This window comes from Mesorhizobium sp. M0663 (assembly GCF_040320585.1).
GTDB lineage: Bacteria > Pseudomonadota > Alphaproteobacteria > Rhizobiales > Rhizobiaceae > Mesorhizobium.
In genome coordinates this window covers 1-18,900 of the sequence record NZ_JAMYPX010000059.1, presented here as the reverse complement: position 1 = coordinate 18,900, position 18,900 = coordinate 1, and the positions used below count along the sequence as shown (strand labels likewise).

20 protein-coding genes and 2 pseudogenes are annotated in these 18,900 nt (G+C 62.7%); 16 read left to right on the top strand and 6 right to left on the bottom strand.

The features are described 5' to 3' along the window. Nucleotides 1-4: 4 nt before the first annotated feature. Both NKI54_RS35180 and NKI54_RS35175 read left to right on the top strand, forming a co-directional pair. Nucleotides 5-151: a helix-turn-helix domain-containing protein gene (locus NKI54_RS35180; RefSeq protein ID WP_352694399.1), complete on the top strand. Its 147-nt coding sequence runs from the start codon at nucleotides 5-7 to the stop codon at nucleotides 149-151. Nucleotides 152-739: 588 nt separating this feature from the next. Then, the gene (locus NKI54_RS35175) at nucleotides 740-1,831 is read left to right on the top strand and encodes a YihY/virulence factor BrkB family protein (RefSeq protein WP_352694395.1); all 1,092 of its coding nucleotides are present in this window, start codon (nucleotides 740-742) and stop codon (nucleotides 1,829-1,831) included. Between the two features lie 112 nt (nucleotides 1,832-1,943). Here the strand turns inward: NKI54_RS35175 and NKI54_RS35170 are convergent, their stop codons facing one another. Continuing rightward, on the bottom strand, nucleotides 1,944-2,222 hold the full coding sequence (locus NKI54_RS35170) for a hypothetical protein (RefSeq protein ID WP_352694393.1): 279 nt from the start codon (nucleotides 2,220-2,222) through the stop codon (nucleotides 1,944-1,946). 963 nt (nucleotides 2,223-3,185) lie between these two features. On the opposite strand from NKI54_RS35170, the gene NKI54_RS35165 reads away from it, so the two are divergent. The 5 genes from NKI54_RS35165 to NKI54_RS35145 all read left to right on the top strand — a co-directional run bounded on the left by NKI54_RS35165 (nucleotide 3,186) and on the right by NKI54_RS35145 (nucleotide 6,258). Further along, a complete protein-coding gene (locus tag NKI54_RS35165) occupies nucleotides 3,186-3,389 on the top strand; it encodes a hypothetical protein (protein ID WP_352694392.1) in 204 nt (67 codons plus the stop codon). A 299-nt stretch (nucleotides 3,390-3,688) separates the two neighbouring features. Further along, a complete protein-coding gene (locus NKI54_RS35160) occupies nucleotides 3,689-4,234 on the top strand; it encodes a hypothetical protein (RefSeq protein ID WP_352694390.1) in 546 nt (181 codons plus the stop codon). Next, the gene (locus NKI54_RS35155; protein ID WP_352694389.1) at nucleotides 4,179-4,619 is read left to right on the top strand and encodes a phage holin family protein; all 441 of its coding nucleotides are present in this window, start codon (nucleotides 4,179-4,181) and stop codon (nucleotides 4,617-4,619) included. The genes NKI54_RS35160 and NKI54_RS35155 overlap by 56 nt, the downstream gene beginning before the upstream one ends. Continuing rightward, the gene (locus NKI54_RS35150; RefSeq protein ID WP_352694387.1) at nucleotides 4,616-5,512 is read left to right on the top strand and encodes a hypothetical protein; all 897 of its coding nucleotides are present in this window, start codon (nucleotides 4,616-4,618) and stop codon (nucleotides 5,510-5,512) included. The genes NKI54_RS35155 and NKI54_RS35150 overlap by 4 nt, the downstream gene beginning before the upstream one ends. Continuing rightward, complete coding sequence (locus tag NKI54_RS35145; RefSeq protein ID WP_352694385.1) at nucleotides 5,512-6,258, top strand: hypothetical protein; 747 nt, start codon at nucleotides 5,512-5,514, stop codon at nucleotides 6,256-6,258. The genes NKI54_RS35150 and NKI54_RS35145 overlap by 1 nt, the downstream gene beginning before the upstream one ends. 108 nt (nucleotides 6,259-6,366) lie before the next feature. On the opposite strand, the gene NKI54_RS35140 is transcribed toward NKI54_RS35145, so the two are convergent. Together NKI54_RS35140 and NKI54_RS35135 are read right to left on the bottom strand one after the other, a co-directional pair. Continuing rightward, nucleotides 6,367-6,876, bottom strand: a complete 510-nt coding sequence (locus NKI54_RS35140; RefSeq protein WP_352450349.1) for a ferritin-like domain-containing protein — start codon at nucleotides 6,874-6,876, stop codon at nucleotides 6,367-6,369. Beyond that, nucleotides 6,869-7,426, bottom strand: a complete 558-nt coding sequence (locus NKI54_RS35135; RefSeq protein ID WP_352694383.1) for a DUF4142 domain-containing protein — start codon at nucleotides 7,424-7,426, stop codon at nucleotides 6,869-6,871. The genes NKI54_RS35140 and NKI54_RS35135 overlap by 8 nt, the downstream gene beginning before the upstream one ends. Nucleotides 7,427-7,659: 233 nt before the next feature. On the opposite strand from NKI54_RS35135, the pseudogene NKI54_RS35130 reads away from it, so the two are divergent. Further along, nucleotides 7,660-7,998: pseudogene (locus NKI54_RS35130) on the top strand (IS6 family transposase); the annotation flags it as partial. 270 nt (nucleotides 7,999-8,268) lie between these two features. Here NKI54_RS35130 and NKI54_RS35125 read toward each other — a convergent pair. The 3 genes and pseudogenes from NKI54_RS35125 to NKI54_RS35115 all read right to left on the bottom strand — a co-directional run bounded on the left by NKI54_RS35125 (nucleotide 8,269) and on the right by NKI54_RS35115 (nucleotide 10,135). Continuing rightward, nucleotides 8,269-8,841: a group II intron maturase-specific domain-containing protein gene (locus NKI54_RS35125; RefSeq protein ID WP_352694397.1), complete on the bottom strand. Its 573-nt coding sequence runs from the start codon at nucleotides 8,839-8,841 to the stop codon at nucleotides 8,269-8,271. Nucleotides 8,842-9,021: 180 nt separating this feature from the next. Then, a pseudogene (locus NKI54_RS35120) lies at nucleotides 9,022-9,490 on the bottom strand ((2Fe-2S)-binding protein). Between the two features lie 279 nt (nucleotides 9,491-9,769). Further along, on the bottom strand, nucleotides 9,770-10,135 hold the full coding sequence (locus NKI54_RS35115; protein ID WP_352694382.1) for an adenylate/guanylate cyclase domain-containing protein: 366 nt from the start codon (nucleotides 10,133-10,135) through the stop codon (nucleotides 9,770-9,772). A gap of 5 nt (nucleotides 10,136-10,140) precedes the next feature. On the opposite strand from NKI54_RS35115, the gene NKI54_RS35110 reads away from it, so the two are divergent. From NKI54_RS35110 to NKI54_RS35075, 8 genes are all read left to right on the top strand, one after another. Next, complete coding sequence (locus NKI54_RS35110) at nucleotides 10,141-10,278, top strand: hypothetical protein (RefSeq protein ID WP_352694380.1); 138 nt, start codon at nucleotides 10,141-10,143, stop codon at nucleotides 10,276-10,278. Between the two features lie 80 nt (nucleotides 10,279-10,358). Further along, the gene (locus tag NKI54_RS35105; RefSeq protein ID WP_352694378.1) at nucleotides 10,359-11,300 is read left to right on the top strand and encodes an ATP-dependent DNA ligase; all 942 of its coding nucleotides are present in this window, start codon (nucleotides 10,359-10,361) and stop codon (nucleotides 11,298-11,300) included. Between the two features lie 377 nt (nucleotides 11,301-11,677). Further along, nucleotides 11,678-14,116: a hybrid sensor histidine kinase/response regulator gene (locus NKI54_RS35100; RefSeq protein ID WP_352694376.1), complete on the top strand. Its 2,439-nt coding sequence runs from the start codon at nucleotides 11,678-11,680 to the stop codon at nucleotides 14,114-14,116. Nucleotides 14,117-14,121: 5 nt separating this feature from the next. Continuing rightward, nucleotides 14,122-14,508: a response regulator gene (locus NKI54_RS35095; protein ID WP_352694374.1), complete on the top strand. Its 387-nt coding sequence runs from the start codon at nucleotides 14,122-14,124 to the stop codon at nucleotides 14,506-14,508. Nucleotides 14,509-14,610: 102 nt separating this feature from the next. Next, the gene (locus NKI54_RS35090) at nucleotides 14,611-15,153 is read left to right on the top strand and encodes a response regulator transcription factor (RefSeq protein WP_352694372.1); all 543 of its coding nucleotides are present in this window, start codon (nucleotides 14,611-14,613) and stop codon (nucleotides 15,151-15,153) included. After that, complete coding sequence (locus NKI54_RS35085; protein ID WP_352694370.1) at nucleotides 15,153-16,907, top strand: YaiO family outer membrane beta-barrel protein; 1,755 nt, start codon at nucleotides 15,153-15,155, stop codon at nucleotides 16,905-16,907. The genes NKI54_RS35090 and NKI54_RS35085 overlap by 1 nt, the downstream gene beginning before the upstream one ends. A gap of 2 nt (nucleotides 16,908-16,909) precedes the next feature. Next, nucleotides 16,910-17,947 (top strand): HEAT repeat domain-containing protein, encoded by a 1,038-nt coding sequence (locus NKI54_RS35080; RefSeq protein WP_352694368.1) that lies wholly within the window; start codon nucleotides 16,910-16,912, stop codon nucleotides 17,945-17,947. Next, the coding region (locus NKI54_RS35075; RefSeq protein WP_352694366.1) for a glycosyltransferase family 2 protein at nucleotides 17,944-18,900 on the top strand (957 nt) is incomplete at its 3' end. The genes NKI54_RS35080 and NKI54_RS35075, both read left to right, overlap by 4 nt.

The window sequence follows — 18,900 nt, the reverse complement described above, 5'->3', positions numbered from 1 at the left end:
CGAGCTGGCGGCAACGATGAGCACGCACAGGGAAGCGGTCTCGCGCGAAATGAGCGACCTCGCCAAGAGAGGCCTGATCGAAAAGCGCGGCAGCAGGTTATTGTTGCATGACGTCTCGGCACTACGGGCGCTGGTCGACAAGAAGGAATAGCGAAGGCTGTCGCTGCGGCGGGGCGCACCGCACGTTTCATATTCCTCGGCCGCAAGTGATTATTCCTTCAGGCGAGGAGAATCTGCGCCATGCCTCGCTGCAGGATTTTCGGGAGGAAGACTAGGGTAAAACTCAGTCATTCTGGCTATGCCGCGAATGGCCGAGATGGGTTAATTGCGGGCAACGGCGAGACTGGACTGAAGGGCAGCTCAGGGTCATGGCGGTGAATTGACCCGGAGCAAGCGAGCTTCCGCTTAGCGTCGATTCCGGCGGCCTGGTTTTCGCAAAAGTCCCGGATTAAAGATTAAAGCGACTGTTTTGCGTCTGATTTTTGCACCGTCCGACAATGGGCAGTTTCGCTACCACCACAACCAAACGGTTGCTGCGGCGTATTTCTGACCCAGCCTATGGGGCTATCCGCTTGCCCTAATTCTGAGCGAGATGCCATGAGGTATACCCAAAACGGCCATCGAGAGGCGTTCATGACCGACCGCGAAGTAGAGCCGCGCGCGGGGTCTCGGCAGTTGCAGCTTGCATCCTTTGGCCGACCTGCACGTTACATGACGAATAGACAGGCGGACCGGAGCCATGGCAAACGAGAAGCCCAACAATTTCCACGCAAAACAGGTGCATAGCGGGCGGCGGGCGCAGCAGCAGGGCCGCGGGCGAGATGCGGTGCGGCCCACGCAGATTCCGACCAAAGGCTGGAAAGACATCCTTTGGCGGGTGATAGCTGAAGTAAGCGATGACCGAGTCCCACTGATCGCAGCAGGAACCACGTTCTACCTGCTTCTGGCGCTGTTTCCTGCACTTGCCGCCTTCGTTTCGATTTACGGCTTCGTCGCCGATCCCAAAACAATCGCCGAGCACATCGCTTTCCTCGGCGGCGTTCTACCGTCGGGCGGGCTCGATCTTATCCGGTCACAGCTTGGGTCCCTTGCCCAACAGAATACCGGCGCTTTGACCTTCGGCTTTATCTTGGGCCTCGCCGTCGCGCTCTGGAGCGCCAACAACGGCATCAAGATCATCTTCGAAGCCATGAACATCGCCTATGAGGAGACCGAAAAGCGCAGCGTCGTCCGGTTGAATCTGCTGGCCTTGGCCTTCACGCTCGGCGCCATCTTCATCGGCATCGCGTTCCTGGTCTCGGTCGGGCTTGTCCCTGCGGCGCTCGCGCTCCTCAATCTGGGCAGCTGGACGGAGACACTGATAAAAATCCTGCGCTGGCCCGTGATGCTGGTCGCGGTGGCGGCAGGTATCACGCTTATCTACCGCTACGGTCCCAGCCGCGAGAAAGCGACGTGGCGGTGGCTGACTTGGGGCGCCGGCCTCGCGACGGTCGTGTGGCTTGCCGCCTCGATCGGGTTTTCCTTCTATCTCGAGAATTTCGCCAACTATAACGCGACGTACGGGACGCTCGGCGCCGTCATCGGCTTCATGATGTGGACCTGGATCTCAGTCATGATCCTGATCGTCGGAGCCGAGCTCAACTCCGAGATGGAACACCAGACGGCCAAGGACACCACAACCGGCGCGCCGCAGCCGATCGGCGCGCGAGGTGCCGCGATGGCCGACACGCTGGGCCGCTCGGCCGAACGGAGCGGCGCCGAAAGCGCATCAAGTCGCGGAGAACGAGGGTTTACACAAACAGAACTTCCGGCCCCGATCACTCGTGAATAGCGCTTCGAACGCCAAACCGCCGGCTGCGGACGAAGCGGCTGTCGAGGCGCGAGCCGGCGACTGGTTGCAGCAAAACGGGGAGCGCACAGGCGTGATGGGGTCGGTTTGGATGTCACCGAGACTTGCGGACTGTCGCTGCCGGCCCACGTGATACTGCTTCGATATCGGCACTGACGAGCCCTCCGCCTTCGATCCGAACCGTCAACCTGCCCTTCGCGTCATCGATCCGCCTCACAAATCCTGTGATGTCGACCTCCTGGCCGGCCTTTGCTCTGGTCGGTGTGTCGATTGAAAAGGGGAAGCTGTAAGAGGGTATGCTCACGCTCGACATGCCGTTGTCCAAAACCTTCAGAATTGTGATGGAGAGCGAAACTTCATCGTCGACTTTCATACTCGCGGGCATGGCCTAAGCCTCCATCTCAAGCGGCTCGTGCTCGATCTTTTGGTGCCAGACCACCTGGCGCAGGTCGCGCATGCCACAGCCTGTCCGCACCGTGGGCAGATATAGAAATGGCAGGCCTCATGCTCGGCGGCTGTTCCGTGCCGTCTGTTGACAATCGGCGGGCCAAGCTCCGATAGCTGTCACTTCCACTAAACATTCAATTTTGCTAAAATGTTCCGCAACCTAAGTCGGGCGGTCGCGATTTAGTTCGCACCTGTGGCGTGGGGTTCAGATGCCGACCCTGGGTTGACCATCCTCCCGAGGGTAAAGATTGAATTCACGCGGCCAAGTTCGACGGCTACCGCACGCAGATCATAAAAGACGCCGACGGCCTCCGCTTCTTAACCCGCCGGGGCGTGGTGTCTCAGTTTGAATTTCGGCTTGACGACCCGACTTACCGCCACGTGCGGACGTTCGCCAGTGTCGATGTCGGTCGTTGACCAGCGACGCGGACGCTATAGTTCGGTCAAGGGGTCCAACTACGAAAGGAGAAAGCTCATCGATCCCGCGATCTGGATAACATTCGTTCGAACGGTCATCATACTGCAGATGCCATCGAGGTCTGATAACATGCTGGTGATGGCGCGTGGATTGGACAGGGCGCTGAGTTGGGCTGGGACGACAGCCGGCGCGGGCGTGATGCAACTTCCCCTTATCGCGGTCGGCGTTCCTAGCTCGTGCGAGCGTCCCCGTTTGCATTCGCGACGCTCCAATGGATGGGAGCAGCCTATCTCGTTCGGCTAGGACTACGGCTGATCTTCACGTTCGGCAAGCCCGCAGCCCAGCAGGACCCACGTCAAGTCAGTCGACTTGCGGCAGCCCGGGAAGGAATGATCGCAAACCTAGTGAACCCTTGGCCCAACACCTTCATGATCGCCTCCTCCTCAATTTGTTGATCCGCATGGAGGGCCCGTGAGCCTGCAACAGCTCCTGTTAGACGAAACCCAGAAAATGACGGGCGCGTTAGTATTGGGAACTTATGCCATGGCTTCGGGCAGCATCGGTTCGTGGATCACGACGCGGCCCCGCGTGAAGCTTTGGCAGCAGCGGATCGCAGCCTTCTTCATCGTTGCCCTTGGGTTTCGAATGGCTTTTGGTGGCGGGGCAAGCCGCTAGATCCCGGTCTCAGCAGTCCGCTTCCACCCACAGCCGCTTCAAACTGAGACCCTACCGCTGGGGGCATGACTGGACGGCGAAATACCGCCCCTTGGTCCGGGCTGCCACAAGGATCGCTGCCGATAGCTCAATTATCGCGAAGCGAGACCGGTGATAGTTGACTCCTATGAAACAGCCGGGATTTCGTGGAAGCACTTTGGTCTGTGCTGAGACGTATCCGCGCGCAAGGGTAGCTTCTTTGAGCAGCTCCACGGAACTAAAGGGTTTTGCCGCAGTTTTGCCTGTCAATGGAGGAAACCATGAACAGCCAAAACAAGGAACGAGAATCCGCGACCAAAACACCTGTTGAGGACATTGCAAACAAGGACATTGGGGCAACCGTGAGCGACGCGGTCTCGAAAGCCTCCGACATGGCTCAACAAGCAGTTGATACGGCCAAGCAGGCGGCCTCGAATAGTGCGTCAACAGTTACCAACCAGGTGAAGGAAATGCTAGACCGTCAGGTCGGCAGCAGTGCCGAGGTGATGGGCCAGCTCGCGAGTTCGACGAAACGCGCAGCCGAGGACCTCGACGAAAGCGCGCCCTTAGTCGCCGGTGTGGTTCGTACGTTTGCGAACAGGATCGATGGTTACGCAGACGATCTGCGGGACCAGTCGGTCGATCAGCTGGTCCGCGCCGCCTCCGATTTGACTAGGCGCCAGCCCGGATTGGTTTTCGGGCTTGCTGCCCTTGCGGGGTTCTTGACATTTCGGACGCTGAAGAGCGCGTCGCCGGCGTCGTCGCGCTCCAATGAGCCCGTGCGCGGGCGCAACCGGCAAGCAGCGAGCGAATTTAATGGCACATGATCAGCTCAAGAATTCCACGCTCCCACGAGCACTATCCGACGCCGCGGCGGATCTTGCCGACCTCGTGCAAAAGGAGCTGCGGCTGGCCCGGGCGGAGCTGTCTGAAAACGTTTTTGCCAAGCTTCGGGCCGGCATCTGGATGTCCGCTGCCGGGGTGCTTGGGCTGATCGCTGGATTGCTGACAGTGCAAGCCGTCGTCTTCTGGATAGCTAGCTTTGGGATCGTAATGCACTGGTCCTGCCTGATCGTTGCCGGCGTCGTGGCCGCAGCTGGAGCGCTCGCCTACTACAAGGGCCGCATGGATGCGCAAAAGGAGATGACGCCCACGCGATCAATCCATCAGATCAAACAGGATATATCGATAACCAAGGAGCATCTAACATGAGCCGCGAAGCGCATACGACCAACATCGGAACGGCGGAATGGCTCATCGGCGCCGCCAAAAACAACCCGGAAGGTCTTCTTCTCGTTGCAGCCGGCTGCGCGCTGTTGATGCGCCGCGGGGGGGCATGGGCCAGCGGCGGCTTTGATCACGCTGACGAAACCCGCGGAAGCAAGGGCCAGCGAAGCGTTCACCCAAGGTCTTCGAACACCGCCGGCCAGGGGCGCCGGTGGAAAAGCATTGAGGACGCTTCGGAGACGGCAGACAATGCACGGGAGCATGCCTCGGACCTCGGCGGCAAGGTCGCGGCCACGGCCAGCGCTTACGCTTCGTCCGCGTCGGAATACGTTGACGAGGCGCGACGCAACGTCACTGAGACATCGGAGCGGGTCGCGCGACGAGCCCAATCAACTTTCCAAGAGACGGTGAACCGCGTAGTCGAAGAGCAGCCACTGACGCTGGCGCTGCTCGGCCTCGCCACAGGGGCAGCTGTCGCTGCAGCCTTCCGCCCCACGGATTTTGAAAAGCGGACACTCGGCCCAGCTGGAGAGCAGTTGACGAACAGCGCCGAGAAAGTCGGCGAACGGTTGAAGGAGTCGACGGTGAAGGCGCGCGAAAGGCTCAGGACCGCTGCCGAGGAGCGCGGCCTTAATGCTGATGGCCTCAAGGATGTCGTGAGCGACGTGGCTGGCGAGTTCGGCAGCACCTTGTCGGGCGAACAGCAAGCCGGGTCGGCTGAGTCGCCGTCCGCGACCTCAGGCGTATCGCGCGGCCAATCGGCCCCGGGTAGCATGGGCTGGTCGACAGATAAATCGGCCAATTCGGATCAGTCACAACGGCCGGGTGCTTCCCGGTCCGGCAGATCCGGTCAGTCCAGCGGAAAGCGAGGTTCGTGATGGGCGAGGCAAATCTCCGCCAACTCGAACACGACGTTGAGGCAGCCCGCGCAAGGCTCGCGGAAGATTTGTCGACGCTGCGCTCGCCAAATACGGTGTCCGAGTTTACCGACGAACTGAAGCAAGAGGCGCTCGAGGCCAAGGATGCGCTGGTCGCGAAAGCCAGATCGACCGCGCAGTTGACGGCGCTGGAGATCATCGAGGATCTCAAGGCAAAGGCTGCCGCGAATCCTGGCGCCGCATTGGTAATTGGGGCTGGTCTCGCGTGGCGGTTCCTTCACCGTCCGCCAATCGCGACCGCGTTGATCGGAGCAGGACTATTCAGCCTGTTGCGTACGCCTTCAATTCAGCCGGGCTTGGACGGGCAGGTCGATCATCTCGCTTTCGCCAGAGAGCGCTTGAAGGAGCAATCCGTCGAGCTGGCAGAGAAGGTCGGCGAAATGAGCGCCAAGACGGCCGAAACAGTGAAGGAACATGCGGAGGAAGCGGCTGGCGCCGTCAAAGAGAAGGTGCGGAATTTGGGCGCCAAGACGCCGAATCTGCTCGACGAATTGCGGCAGGCCGGCAGCGAGGCCGCCGAGGGGGCAGCCGCTGCCGCCGGTCAAGCGTCATCTGCTGTCCAGGGCGCACTGAGCGATCAGGAGACGCGAGACAAGCTCCTTCTTGGTGCCGCGGGTTTAGCCATCGCGGCTGCGGTAGGTATTGCGTATCAGCGACGGCTTGAGGAGCACGCGGCGGTCGACTAGGCGACAATTCAGCGCCGGAACTCCAGAACTACGGAAGAGCAGCCTGGACGACCCAGTGTCCCGGCTGTCAGGAGCGGGTCGCCTTTCTCGCGCTAACCAACCCGGCCATCACCGCTTGGCGCTGTCGCTGTCGGCGGCGGCCCGCGTCAGGAACGTCTGGGTTGTCTGGCCAAGACGGCTCTTCAGCCACTCCGCCATTGCCTCCTCTTCGCGGAGGTTCTGCTCGCAGGCCTGCACGATTTCGGTCTCGCCCTCGGCGTTGGCCGCCGCGATGAGGATTGTATAGGAGGCGATTTCCATGTGCTCGAAAGTGTAGCTGGCGAGGGAGCCCTTCATCACCTCATCGCCGGCGAACACGCCGCTGATGGATTGGGCGAGCGCCATGAGCTTGCCACCCGCGTCCTTCACGGTGGACGATCCTTCATCGATACGGTCGAGGCAGGTCTTCAGCCGGGAAGCCTGTTGCCTTGTTTCTTCGAGATGAAGGCGGATGCGCTCGCTCAGCTCCGGATAGCTCTCGATGCGGCTCAACTGTCCAGACAGCATCGTCTCCGCCTGCTCTTCCATCGCGTGGGCATCTCTCAGCCACTGGATCATCCATTCGCGCGATTCAGACATCAGAGGTCTCCTTGTTTGGTGGCATCCAAACCACGAGCGACGAGGATTGTTCCGGCCGCAGGATGGATCGCACGAACATTATTTCGTAGTCGGGCATAAAGCGGCGTCGGCGAGCGATGGGTTCACCAGCTTCGCCCTGATGTCGCGCGTCATCCGCGGATGCTCCAGCCCCGTCGGCAAGACGTCCGAGGCAAAGTGCTGGATGTCGGCATCCTGGCCGGAACCGATCTCCCATTCGAGAAGCTGCACTGTCTTTGATGGTCGAAATCTGGCCGCTGATGTAGGCGAGATCGAAATCGGCACCGGTGAGCTTTTCGAGCCTGGCGTGCATTTGCTTGTGATCGCTGTCGAGCCCTGCCGGGAGCGGGATCTTGCTGGCCTCGGCGAGCGACTTCAGCCTGTCGTTGGTAGCCGTGTGGTCGTGGACCATGTTGCGGGCGAACTCCTTCACGGCGGCATTTTTGGATTTTCCGGCGAGTTCGCCGAACTGGACCTCGTGTCGCTTGGCAGTTAACCGTAAGAATGCAGTCGTTTCGGTCAGGATTGGCACTTAATTTGAGAACCTGGAAGTTCGGATTCTCAAATTAAATGCCATCGCATTATCGTGAAGGCCGTGCTTCCTTTGAGTTTCACACGCACCTTCGGCAAATGCGATGCCGGCAAGTTGCTGGCGCTGATTCTCGTTTAAGTTCCAATGGCCTGGCATGATTATCGGTTCCGTCGCAAACTCTCCGTCAAGACCGCATGAGGCATGAAGGCTCTTCAATTGCCGAGGAGCTTGTCATGTTCAAGGGCGGTCATTTCGACCAGTCGGTGATCCTGCTGTGCGTACGCTGGTATCTTGCCTACACTCTCAGCCTGCGCGATCTGGAAGAGATGATGGCCGAACGCGGCTTGAGTGTCGATCATTCCACAGTGCATCGCTGGGTCGTCCGCTTCTCGCCGCAACTGCTGGAGCGCTTCAACCGGCGCAAGCGGACCGTCACCGGCAAGTGGCATGTCGATGAGACCTACATCAAGGTTCGCGGTCGCTGGATGTATCTTTACCGTGCCATCGACAGCGTCGGCGACACGGTCGAGTACTTCTTCAGCGAACACCGCGACCTGGTGGCGGCCAAACGCGAAACGGCGGGCCGCAGAAAAGCGCGATGGGCCGAATGACCAATGCGCGCCCTGTCAAAACAGCGCCGGAACAGGCGAACGGCTTCATCTGTCAAACGGCGATGCGATCCGGCCGGCCATGCCGCGCAAGCGCCTTGCGCAAGAAGCGGTGCCAGGCAGCGCATTCACCGGACCGAGCTCGCGCTTCAACGCACTGAAGAAATGCTGGCCGAAAATCTCGCGCTGTGCAGCAGGATACGCCGCCCCCCATGTATTAGAAAGTGATGGACACTATGGAACCCCACGGGATGGCGGCCGATATTTTGACATCGGAAGTTGCCAATGCGCGTTCCAACGCTTGGCCGCGTGGTCCGGCATGCCGCGAGCAATCAGCTCGCGGTAAATGACCGAACCCCGCTTCCAGTGCTTGAGCTGTATGGCCCGCAGGCGGTGGCGAACCCGCCGTCGAGGTCGGCGAACACGCTCGGGGTCGGCAAGCCGGAAGTAAGCCTTCCAGCCGACGAGATAGACCCTGAGCGGCTTGCATATTTGCGCGAGGCTGCGACCGGCATTGCGCCGGGTCAGCATGCGCACCTTCTCCTTCATGCGTCCGATGGCCTGTGGCGCTACCCGTCGCCGGATGTTCCGTCCCCCGGCGACCCAGAACGGGAAGCCGAGGAACTTCGATGCCGTGGCGCGCTCCACCTTGCTCTTGGTCTGATTGACCCGCAGCTTCAGCTTGGCAAGCAGCTTGCGCAGGGATTGCATCACCCGCTCGCCCGAGCGCTGCGTGCGACCGTAGACGTTCAGATCGTCGGCATAACGGACGAAGGCATGTCCGCGCCGCTCCAGTTCTTTGTCCAGTTCGTCGACGGATCGGAATTTCCGCTCTCCACCACCCCACCCAGCCTTTCGACGCTCGTTTCTGGCGTTCCGCAGCCCAGGTGTTTGAACCAGCGGGACGCGCCACTTCTTGACATTCCCGACGCTTTTCCAAAGCGGACTTTCGGTGACCGCCCGGAATCGACCCGAGCGAACCGGAGGTTAGCGGGTGGCCCTCGGCGCTGCGGGCGATGGGCGCCTCACGGCCATCCTGCACGACGGATACGAGGAGACTTCCACCTGTGAGGAATTTTCGATGCAGGCGACACCGGACATGATCTGCCCGGGCGTGCAATAGCCGCACTGGAAGGCATCGCGTTCGATGAAGGCGGCCTGCAGCGGATGAAGCTCCTCGCCCGGGGCGCAGACCCTCGATGGTGATCTCACGCCCCTCCGCCAAGGCAGCGAGCAAGAGGCACGATTTTCACGCGTTTGCCGTCCATCAGCACTGTGCACGCGTCGCACTGCCCAGGCCGCAGCCTTTCCTCGATCCTGTGAGATGCAGGTGCTCCCGAAGGGCGTCGAGCAGGGTCGTTCGCGGGTCGAGGGATAGCCTTTGCTCGGTTCCGTTGATGCGCAGCACCAGATCGAGCGGAGCCGGCGCCGGTGTCTTGCGCGGCCGCCGCCGCAAATTCAGGCATGAGGTTTACTCCCGCAAGAGCGACGCCAGTCACCGCTGTGCCTGCCAGCAGCTCTCGCCTCGTCAATCATAACTGGTCATGTCTGGCCCCTTGCTAGAGCGGGATTCATCCGCGACGGAGCATGCGAACCGGGAAGGACCGGATGGAGCGGAGGTCGCCGCCGCTACAGGCGGCACCAGCCCTCGCGTCCGAACAACGGCTGCGGGCCGATGTTTCCAGCTGCAGCGAATTTACTCCGTGGCACGCTGATTTGGGCGGTAGCCGGCAGTTTATGTATCCGCCCCGAGCCTGTCAGCTGTCTCATGCAAGCACCAGACCGCGACTGGCCGTTGCCTTCCGCGTACCGTGCGCGTCTGGTCGGGCCGCAAGTCTTTGATGATTACAGACGGCTCATGACCGCGGGATTGCACGGCGCGCACCAAGTCGTCGCTGATCATCAGCCTTGTGCCGGTATGGCGGGTCAGGCGCTCGAGCCGGCTGGCGACGATGACTGCGTCGCCCAGCACCGTGAACTCGAGGCGCTGGGCATGGCCGATGTTGCCGACGACCACCTCGCCATAGTGCAGGCCGATCCCAATCTCGATTGGCTCCTGTTTCGGCCGAACTCGCCAGCGTCGGGAACCGCGACACGCCATTTCCGTTGCCACACGGCCGTGGTGACGAGGCCCATCATGGGGGATCGGGCGTCGATCCGCGCGGCATGCCGAAAGCGCGCGATATCGTCGATCCCTATGCGCACATCGACCGCATCAAGGTGAAGACGCGGGATTTCCGATAGAAGCTGCAGCGGATATCCCGTCCATCATGTGGTAGTCTGGCCCGCATGACGACGCTTTATCTCAATTGGCGCGGAAGACGGTGAATCCCACAAAGCCGAATAAAACACATCCGCCGAAATGGATCGAGCCTCAGCTGACGCGCCTGGTCGACGAAGCGCCCGACGGCCCCGGTTGGCTTCACGAAATCAAGTACGACGGATACCGCATGCACGCGCGGATCGACAGCAGCGACATCCGGTTGCTCACCCGCACCGGCCTCGATTGGTCGCATCGCTATCAAGCGACGATAGCGGCCCTCCGCCCGCTCCCGGTGAAAGAGGCATATGTCGACGGGGAGCTGTGCGCCGTTCGGGCAGACGGCGTCACCTCCTTCAGCCGCCTGCAGGCCGCTATGGACGAGGGCCGCACGGGCGATCTTGCCTTCTTTGCTTTCGATCTTCTGTTCCTGAACGGAGAGAGCATTGCGAACCTTCCACTCATCGATCGCAAAGCGCGACCGGAAGGCCTGTTTTCGACCGACATGCCTGGCCTACGCTTCAGCGATCACGTGATCGGCGACGGGCCTGCGTTCCGCAAGCACGCCTGCCGGCTTGCGCTCGAATATGTCGACACGCCGATTGCCGAGACCTCCCAGCGCATGCCGCAGTTGACCACGTCGCTGCTGCAGAAATACGGCGAAGCCTGGACGCATTCGCTGGCGATCAACGATCTCTACTTCGACTTCATGGGACCTTCGCTCGCAGCGGCCGGCAAGGCCGGCACCGATGCGCCGATCAATGTCGCCGCCGGCGACGGAATCGGCCTATCAGCGCATTCGCGCCGGCCAGTTCCAGAAGGGCTCGATGGCATGATCAAAAAAGCTTCACACGACAATCGCCGAAGCACGTCCAAAACTGGACACCAACGGCATCTTAGACGGGTTCACCCGTCGATATTCGACCAGTTCGAGGGCGGCATCCTGTCCGACAAGCGGGCGCTGCGCACGAGCGGGCATCGGCTACCATGGGTCCTTTCATCCTGATGCGATTACGATTCGGTCGGGCGCGCCAATAGCTGCTCCCGTCACGAAGACTGCGGAGACACGGGGTGGGTATGAGCGTAGCGCGTATGCAGGACTGGACGCTGGATTGGCGTCGCGGAGGGCCGCTTTGCGCCTAATGACGGCCATAGGGGCGTCTTTTGCCTCCGCTCGGAAGCAGACGCCGGAGAACAACCAATAGTCAATACCGAAGCTGGAGCCTGAGCCAAAGAGATGCCCGAGGAGCGTGCAGCAACTAAGACGCCTGCCAAATCGTCCCGTCGGGCTGCTATCGGTCCGACACTGTCGGCTAGCGCGCACCCTTTTTAGAGCTTGGATAGGTTTTGCCGATATCTATCGGTAAAAGGAGCCGGAAAGTCATGACCGAGATCTGGCACTCACTCCTCGCCAATCTTGCCCTCGTCTCCATCCTGGTCGTCGCTTGGGACCTTGTGGCGGATTTCACGGGGCGTCTCCCGCAGCGGGTACAGTCGCTGCTTCTCGGCTTGGTCATGTGCGCGGGCGCGATCATTTCCATGGCGACGGCTCTGTCCGTCTCCGGCTTCGTCGTCGATCTGCGGGCCGCTTTTGTCGGAGCCGCCGCGTTCTTCGGCGGGTGGCCGGCGTTGTTCATCGCCACCGCCGGGTCCATTGCCTATCGCCTCTATCTTGGCGGGCAGGGTGCCAGCGTCGGCATCGTGAGCATCCTGATCACCGCCGTCGTCGGTCTGGCATGGCACCACATCGTGGCGGCCCGGTCGCGCACCATGTTCGACATACTTGGCCTGGGCGTGTCGGTCGCGCTTGCCGGGCTGATCACCCTTCTGATCATCCCCCCGCAAGTCGTCGCCGGCTTTGTGCAGCAGAGCACGCTCCCGTCGCTGGTGTTCCGTTTCCTCAGCACCTTCATCATCGGCGTTCTGGTCGATCGCCAGCAGCGGCGGCGAGATCTCGCCATGTCCAACATGATCTACCGGGCCATGGTCCGCGAGCTGCCGGATAGCCTCAACATGAAGGATGTCGACGGCCGCTTCATCGCGGCCAATCCAGCCACCGCCGAACTGGTGCGCGCCGCCTCGGTCGAGGACCTTATCGGCAAGACGGATTTCGATTTCTACCCCAAGGACGTGGCCGAGCGCTTCAGGCAGGATGAAACGGGCGCGCTGGAGGCCGGGCAGACATTGCGCATCGACCAGCCCGCTCTCCTACCGGACGGCAGGCAGGGCTGGCTTTACACGCTGAAAACGCCTTTCCGCGACGAGGCCGGCAAGATCGCCGGCGTCATCACCTACAACCGCGACATCACCGAGCAGAAGCGCACCGCCCAGCTCAAGAACGATTTCATTTCCACGGTCAGCCACGAATTGCGGACCCCATTGACCTCCATCCGCGGCTCGCTTGGTCTGATCGCGGCCGGCGTGGCGGGCGAACTGCCGCCCAAGGCCGCCAATCTCGTCAACATCGCCCACACCAATAGCGAAAGGCTGGTTCTTCTCATCAACGACATCCTGGATATGGAGAAGATCGAATCAGGCGTGATCACCTTCAAGATCAAGCAGATGCCTGTCCGTCAGGTCCTGGAGCAGGCCATTGCCGCCAGTTCCAACTACATGGCCGACAGTCGGATCAGGATCGTTCTGGTCGACGATGCCCCGCGCGCCGAGGCCAACATCGATCCGGATCGCCTGCATCAGGTGATGGCGAACCTGCTGTCGAATGCGATCAAGTTCTCGCACACCGATGGCACCGTCACGGTGAAACTCCAGCGTCATGACCGCGACATGCTGCGCATCTCCGTGGTGGACCAGGGCGCCGGCATCCCCGAGGCGTTCCGCAGCCGCCTATTCGGCAAGTTCGAGCAGGCGGACGCCTCCAGCACGCGTAAGATAGGCGGCACCGGCCTGGGCTTGAGCATCGTCAAGGCTATCGCCGAAAAGCTGGGCGGCGCTGTTTCCTTCGAAACCGAGGAAGGCAAGGGAACAGCGTTTCACGTCGAGCTTCCCGAAGCGCACAGGCAGGCCGAGAAGCCGGTTTTGGTCGAGCGCCGGGCGCGCAAGCGCGATGGCCGCCTGCGTGTCCTCATCTGCGAGGACGAGCCCGACGTCGCTGCGGTGATCGCAGCACTTCTCGATGCTGAAGGCTTTTCCAGCGACGTCGCGCCCGATATCGACACCGCCAAGGCGCTCCTGAGCTCCCGCGACTACGTGGCGCTGACGCTCGACATCAAGCTAGCGGAGGAATCCGGCATCAAGCTCTTCTACGAGATCAGGGCATCACCGGCCAATTCCGACATTGCGGTCATCGTCATCTCCGCTGTCGCCGACGAGGCCAGGCGCTCGCTGAACGGCAGCGCCGTCGGCATCGTCGACTGGCTGGAGAAGCCGGTGGATTCGAAACGGCTTCACGCCGCTCTCGCCAAGATCGTCGGCCGCAGGATCGAGCCGAAGCCGCAGATTCTGCATGTCGAAGACGATGAGGGCGTGCTTGCGGTGATGTCGGAGGGGCTCGGTTCGAGCGTCTCGATCACATCCGCAAAGACGCTGCAGCAAGCCCGGCAGGCGGTCGCTCGCCATCGCTTCGACCTGGTCATCTTGGACATCGCACTTCCCGACGGATCTGGCCTCGACCTCCTCGTCGATCTGCCACTCGAGACCGCGGTCATCGTGTTTTCGGCGGCGGAACTCGACCAGAAACTCGGCGACCGGGTGCAGGCGATCATGACCAAGACCAGGGCCTCCGAAATCGATGTCGCGAAGCTGGTCAGAAGCATGCTGATCGCTTCTCGCGACGGCAGCGCGCCGACCCCTGGCAAGGAGTGACGATGATGCCGGCAAGGATCTTGTATGTGGATGACGAGAACGATATCCGCGAAATCGCCCAGATGTCGCTCGAGCTCGATTCGGAATTCGAGGTGCGATCCTGCTCTTCGGGCATCGAGGCGCTAACCGATGCCGCCGATTGGCAGCCCGACCTCATCCTGCTCGATGTGATGATGCCGGATATGGATGGGCCTGAAACGCTGAGGCGCCTGGCCGATTCGCCGCTGACGGCCTCAATCCCCGTGGTGTTCATCACGGCGCGCACCCAGACGCATGAGGTGGAGCGCTATCTCGCCATGGGAGCCGTAGGGGTTATCGCCAAACCCTTCGATCCGCTGGCGCTTGCAGGTGAAGTGAGAAAGCTGCTCCCGCAGCGCGATGGCCCGGCCTAGACGCGCCAGGGGAAGGCGGCGGCAAGAAGCTGTCGGCAAGCGCGGTTTGCCGTTTGCGGCTCCTATACCATGGGCCGATATTCATCTAGTGATTGTATCGAAATGCAACCGTCGCGAATCAGCTTTATCTATGATCGCGCGGCGTTGGCGGGCGCGGGGAAAGCTGCGCGGAATTTCTGGCATGGACCACTTTGGCGGATGTCGGTTCATGGGTTGATCACTCCGGGGGGCGACGGAACCGGAGCAGGACTGGTGGATGGAGCGAAAGCAAGAGTTCTGATCTGCGATGATGATCCCTTGTTGCTCGAGCTGATGGAATTCAGGTTGAGGGCGAAAGGATACGAGGTCATCAAGGCGGTGGACGGGGCCGAAGCGCTGGCGAAGGCGGAGCAGGACCGCCCCGACATCATTGTGCTCGACGCGATGATGCCCAAGGCCGACGGCCTGGAGGTACTGGCCCGCCTCAAAGCCGATCCGGCTCTGTCGGAAACTCCAGTGATCATGCTGACCGCCCGCAAGGCTGAAAGGGACATTGTCTCGGCCCTTGAGAAAGGAGCCGACGACTACCTGGTGAAGCCATTCATCCCCGAGGAGCTTCTGGCCCGGCTCGCGCGTCTGATCTCGCGCAAGAGCGGGAAACGCTGATGAGGCGCAGCCGGCGCACAGCTCTGGCCGTATGCCTGATCCTGGCGATCGCCGCGCCTCCCGGCGCCGCGCTGGCGCAGACGGTCGACGAGCTCTACGCGTCCGGCGTCAAGGCCAGGCAAGCGCAGCATTTCGACGAGGCGGCGGACCTTTTCCGGCGCGCGCTGGCGCTCAAGCCCGACAATGCCGACGCCCTGGTGCAACTCGGCTTCGCCGAGCTCGGCCGCGACAATCTGCCGGCCGCCCGGCAGGCCTTTTCCAGGGCGCTGTCCCTTGCCCCGACCTATCGGGACGCCAGCTTCGGCATGGCCGAGGTCGAGTTCCGCTCCGGCAATCCGGATGCCGCGCTGCCGCTCGCCGAGAAGGTCGCGCTGGCCGATCCCGGCAATGCCGACGCCGCAGCGCTTGTCGAGAACATCCGCAAGGCGAAGCAGGCTGCCGGCAGCGAGGCGAAACGGGCTCCCGCGGTTCCGGCGCGGGCAAAGGAACCGGCCAGCCGGCGGCCCGATCCCTTCGCCGGCCTGATGGAGCAGGGCAGGCGCCTGCGGGCGGCGGGAAAGCTGCCCGAAGCGGAGACGGTCTATCGCCGGGCGCTGAGGCAGGCGCCGAAGAACACCGACATCCTGGTCGCCCTTGGCCTTGTCGTCGGCTCCAGCCGGCGCTTCGACAAGGCGGGGCATTTCTTCGACCGCGCGCTTGCAATCAAGCCCGGCCTTCTCGACGCGCGGCTGGGCAAGGTGCGCCTGGCGATCTGGCAGGGCGATGCGCCGCGCGCCCGGGCGCTGGTCGACGGCGTGCTTGCCTCGGCGCCGGACAATGTCGAGGCGCTCGACCTGGATGCGAGAATTGCTCTGCTCGAGGTCGACTACAGGCGCGCCAGGCAGTCGTTTCAGCGCGTGCTTGCGGCCGATCCGCGCAACGCCGACGCGCTGGTCGGGCTCGGCGATGTGCGCCGCGCCGAGGGTGACGACGACGCCGCGCGGGAAGCCTATCGCCAAGCGCTCGCCATCGAGCCAGGTTCTGCCGATGTCGAGCAAAGGCTGGCCGTGCCGCCGCCGCGCAAATGGCGACTCGACCTCGGCGGCGAGGTGAGCGATCTCACCGATGGTCTCGGCGACTGGACCGACAGTTCGGCCGGCCTTGCCTATCGGCTGTCGCCGCGCACGACGATTTCCGGCCGTGCGCGGCTGGCCACCCGCTTTGGCCACACCGACGTCCAGGTCGAGGGCCGCATCGATCAGGCCTTCTCGCCGGCATTCTCCGCCTATGTTTTGGCGGCGACGACGCCGGACGCCGACTTCCTGGCGCGCTATTCGATCGGCGCCGGCGCTTCGTGGCAGCTCGTGACGCCGGCAAAGGCGTTCGGCCCGTTGTCTCTGAACATCGACGCCCGCTACGACAATTTCGCCAACACAAATGTCACCAGCATCTCGCCCTGGGTGCAAGGCTATGTCCTCGACGGCCGCCTTGGGCTTTCCGCCCGCTGGGTGCATGTGCAGGACGATATCGGCACGCGCGCGGACGGCTATGTGCTTCGCGCCGACCTTGCGGTGACACAGCGCTTCAATCTGTTCGGCGGCTACGCGGACGCCCCCGAAATCTCCAATGGCACGCTGGTGCCGACGCGCACCGTCTTCGGCGGCATTTCCTGGGACGTCAGCGACCCGCTGACGCTGCGCGCCAGCATCGCGCATGAGCAACGCCCGACATTCGACCGAGGCATATTCGGGCTCGGACTGACCGCGCGGTTCTGACCATGTGGTACATCTGGGATCTATCCATATTGCTCACCGCTCTTTCCCTGGTAATCATGCTGTTCCTGATCGCGCGCCGCGTGCTGCAGGAGCGCTGGGGCAGGGCTGGGGCCGACCAGCGGCGCCAGCTTCTGACGACGCTGATCGCCTTCACCGAGCACCGCGACCGCGAGGTCCTGAAGGCAGCGGTGCTCGTGGTCCCGGCGGGCGTGGCGATCAATGCCGGGTTCGAGTTCATTTCGCTGCTGCGCGGCGAGGAGCATGACGACGTCCTTTCCGCCTTCAACGAATGCGGCCTGCCGGCCCTTGTCGGCAGGCAGCTGGAAAAAGGCAACGTGGCCGATCGCATACACGCGGCCGAGATGCTGGCGGCGCTGCGTTCGGAAGGTGCGGTGGCAAGCCTGCTTTCGGCGCTCGACCACGACCGTTCGCGCGAGGTCAGGATCGCCGTCGCCATCTCGCTCTGCGATCTCGGCAGCTTGCCGCCGCTCGGCATTGCGCTGCGCAAGATCGGCGTGGCGGGGCAGCGCTCGCGGCGCCTGATCGAGCTTTTCAGGCGCTTTCCGCCGGCGCGCCTCCACCAGCTCGCGGACCATGCCGCGCGTGTTGACGCCGTGCCCTTCATTCGAGCGGCCGCGATCGACGCGCTTGCCCGCGCCGGCGGCTTTCGCTTCGCCGATTTCTTCGCCCGCCTGGCCGGCGACGCATCGCCCGAGATTGCCGCCGCGGCGCTGCGCGCGCTCGGCCTCACAGGACACGCCGACGCGCCGGCGATCCTGGCGACCGCAATGGCAAACGGCAACTGGGACGTGCGCAGCGCCGCCGCCGATGCCGCTGGCCGGCTCGGCCTGTCTGAACTCGCCCCGCCACTGGCCAGGCTGATGGACGATGAGGCGTGGAACGTGCGCTATGCCGCCGCCAATGCGCTGCGCTCCTTCGGCCAGCCGGGAGAGCGGCTGCTGCGCGAGATTTCCGACAGCGAGGTCTCGCGCAGCCAGCGCACCGCCTCGCTCGTTCTTGCCGAGGGGCCGGCCTTATGATCGCCGACTGGAGCCACGAGATCGTTCTTGCCGCCACCACCCTGTCTTGGTTCATCATCGGGGCGGGGCTGGCGCAGACGACGATCTATTTCCTGCAGCTCGCCGTCGCGGGCTATGCGCTTTCCAAGCGCCCGCCGGTGGCGCGCTCGGCGCTGCTCTGGCACCGTTATGGCGACGTCGCGCCGCCGATCGCGCTGCTGGTGCCCGCCTATAACGAGGCGTTGAACGTGGTAGAGAGCGTCCATTCCATGCTCGCGCTCCAATATCCAAATTTCGAGGTGATCGTCATCAATGACGGCTCGAAGGACCAGACGCTGCAGCGCCTGATCGAGGCCTTCAGGCTGGTGAAGTTCCATCGGCCCTATGAGGAGGCGCTCGCGCACAAGCCGATCCGCGGCCTCTATTCCTCGCCGATGACCGAGCGGCTGTTCGTGGTCGACAAGGAGAATGGCGGCAAGGCCGACGCCCAGAACGCCGGCATCAATGTCTGCCGCGCGCCGCTCTTCTGCGCGATCGACGGCGACTCCATCCTCGAGCCCGATGCGCTGATGCGCGCCGCTCAGCCTTTCATCGACGACCCCGAGCGCACCATCGCCGTCGGCGGCACGATCCGAATCGCCAACGGCTCGAAAATCGAAGCGGGCAGGGTGCGCGAGATCCATCTGCCGCGCCGCCTGCTGCCGCTGCTCCAGGTGGTCGAATATCTGCGCGCCTTCCTCATGGCGCGGCTTGCCTGGAGCCGCATCAACACGCTGATGCTGGTCTCCGGCGCTTTCGGCGTGTTCCGCCGCGCAGAAGTGGTGGCGGTGGGCGGCTTCACCAGAGGTTCGATGGGCGAGGACCTGGACCTCGTCATCAAGCTGCACCGCCATATGCGTGACGCTAGGCGCAAATACCGCATTCAGTTCATTCCGGAACCGGTGTGCTGGACGGAGGCGCCGGAAACGCTGAGC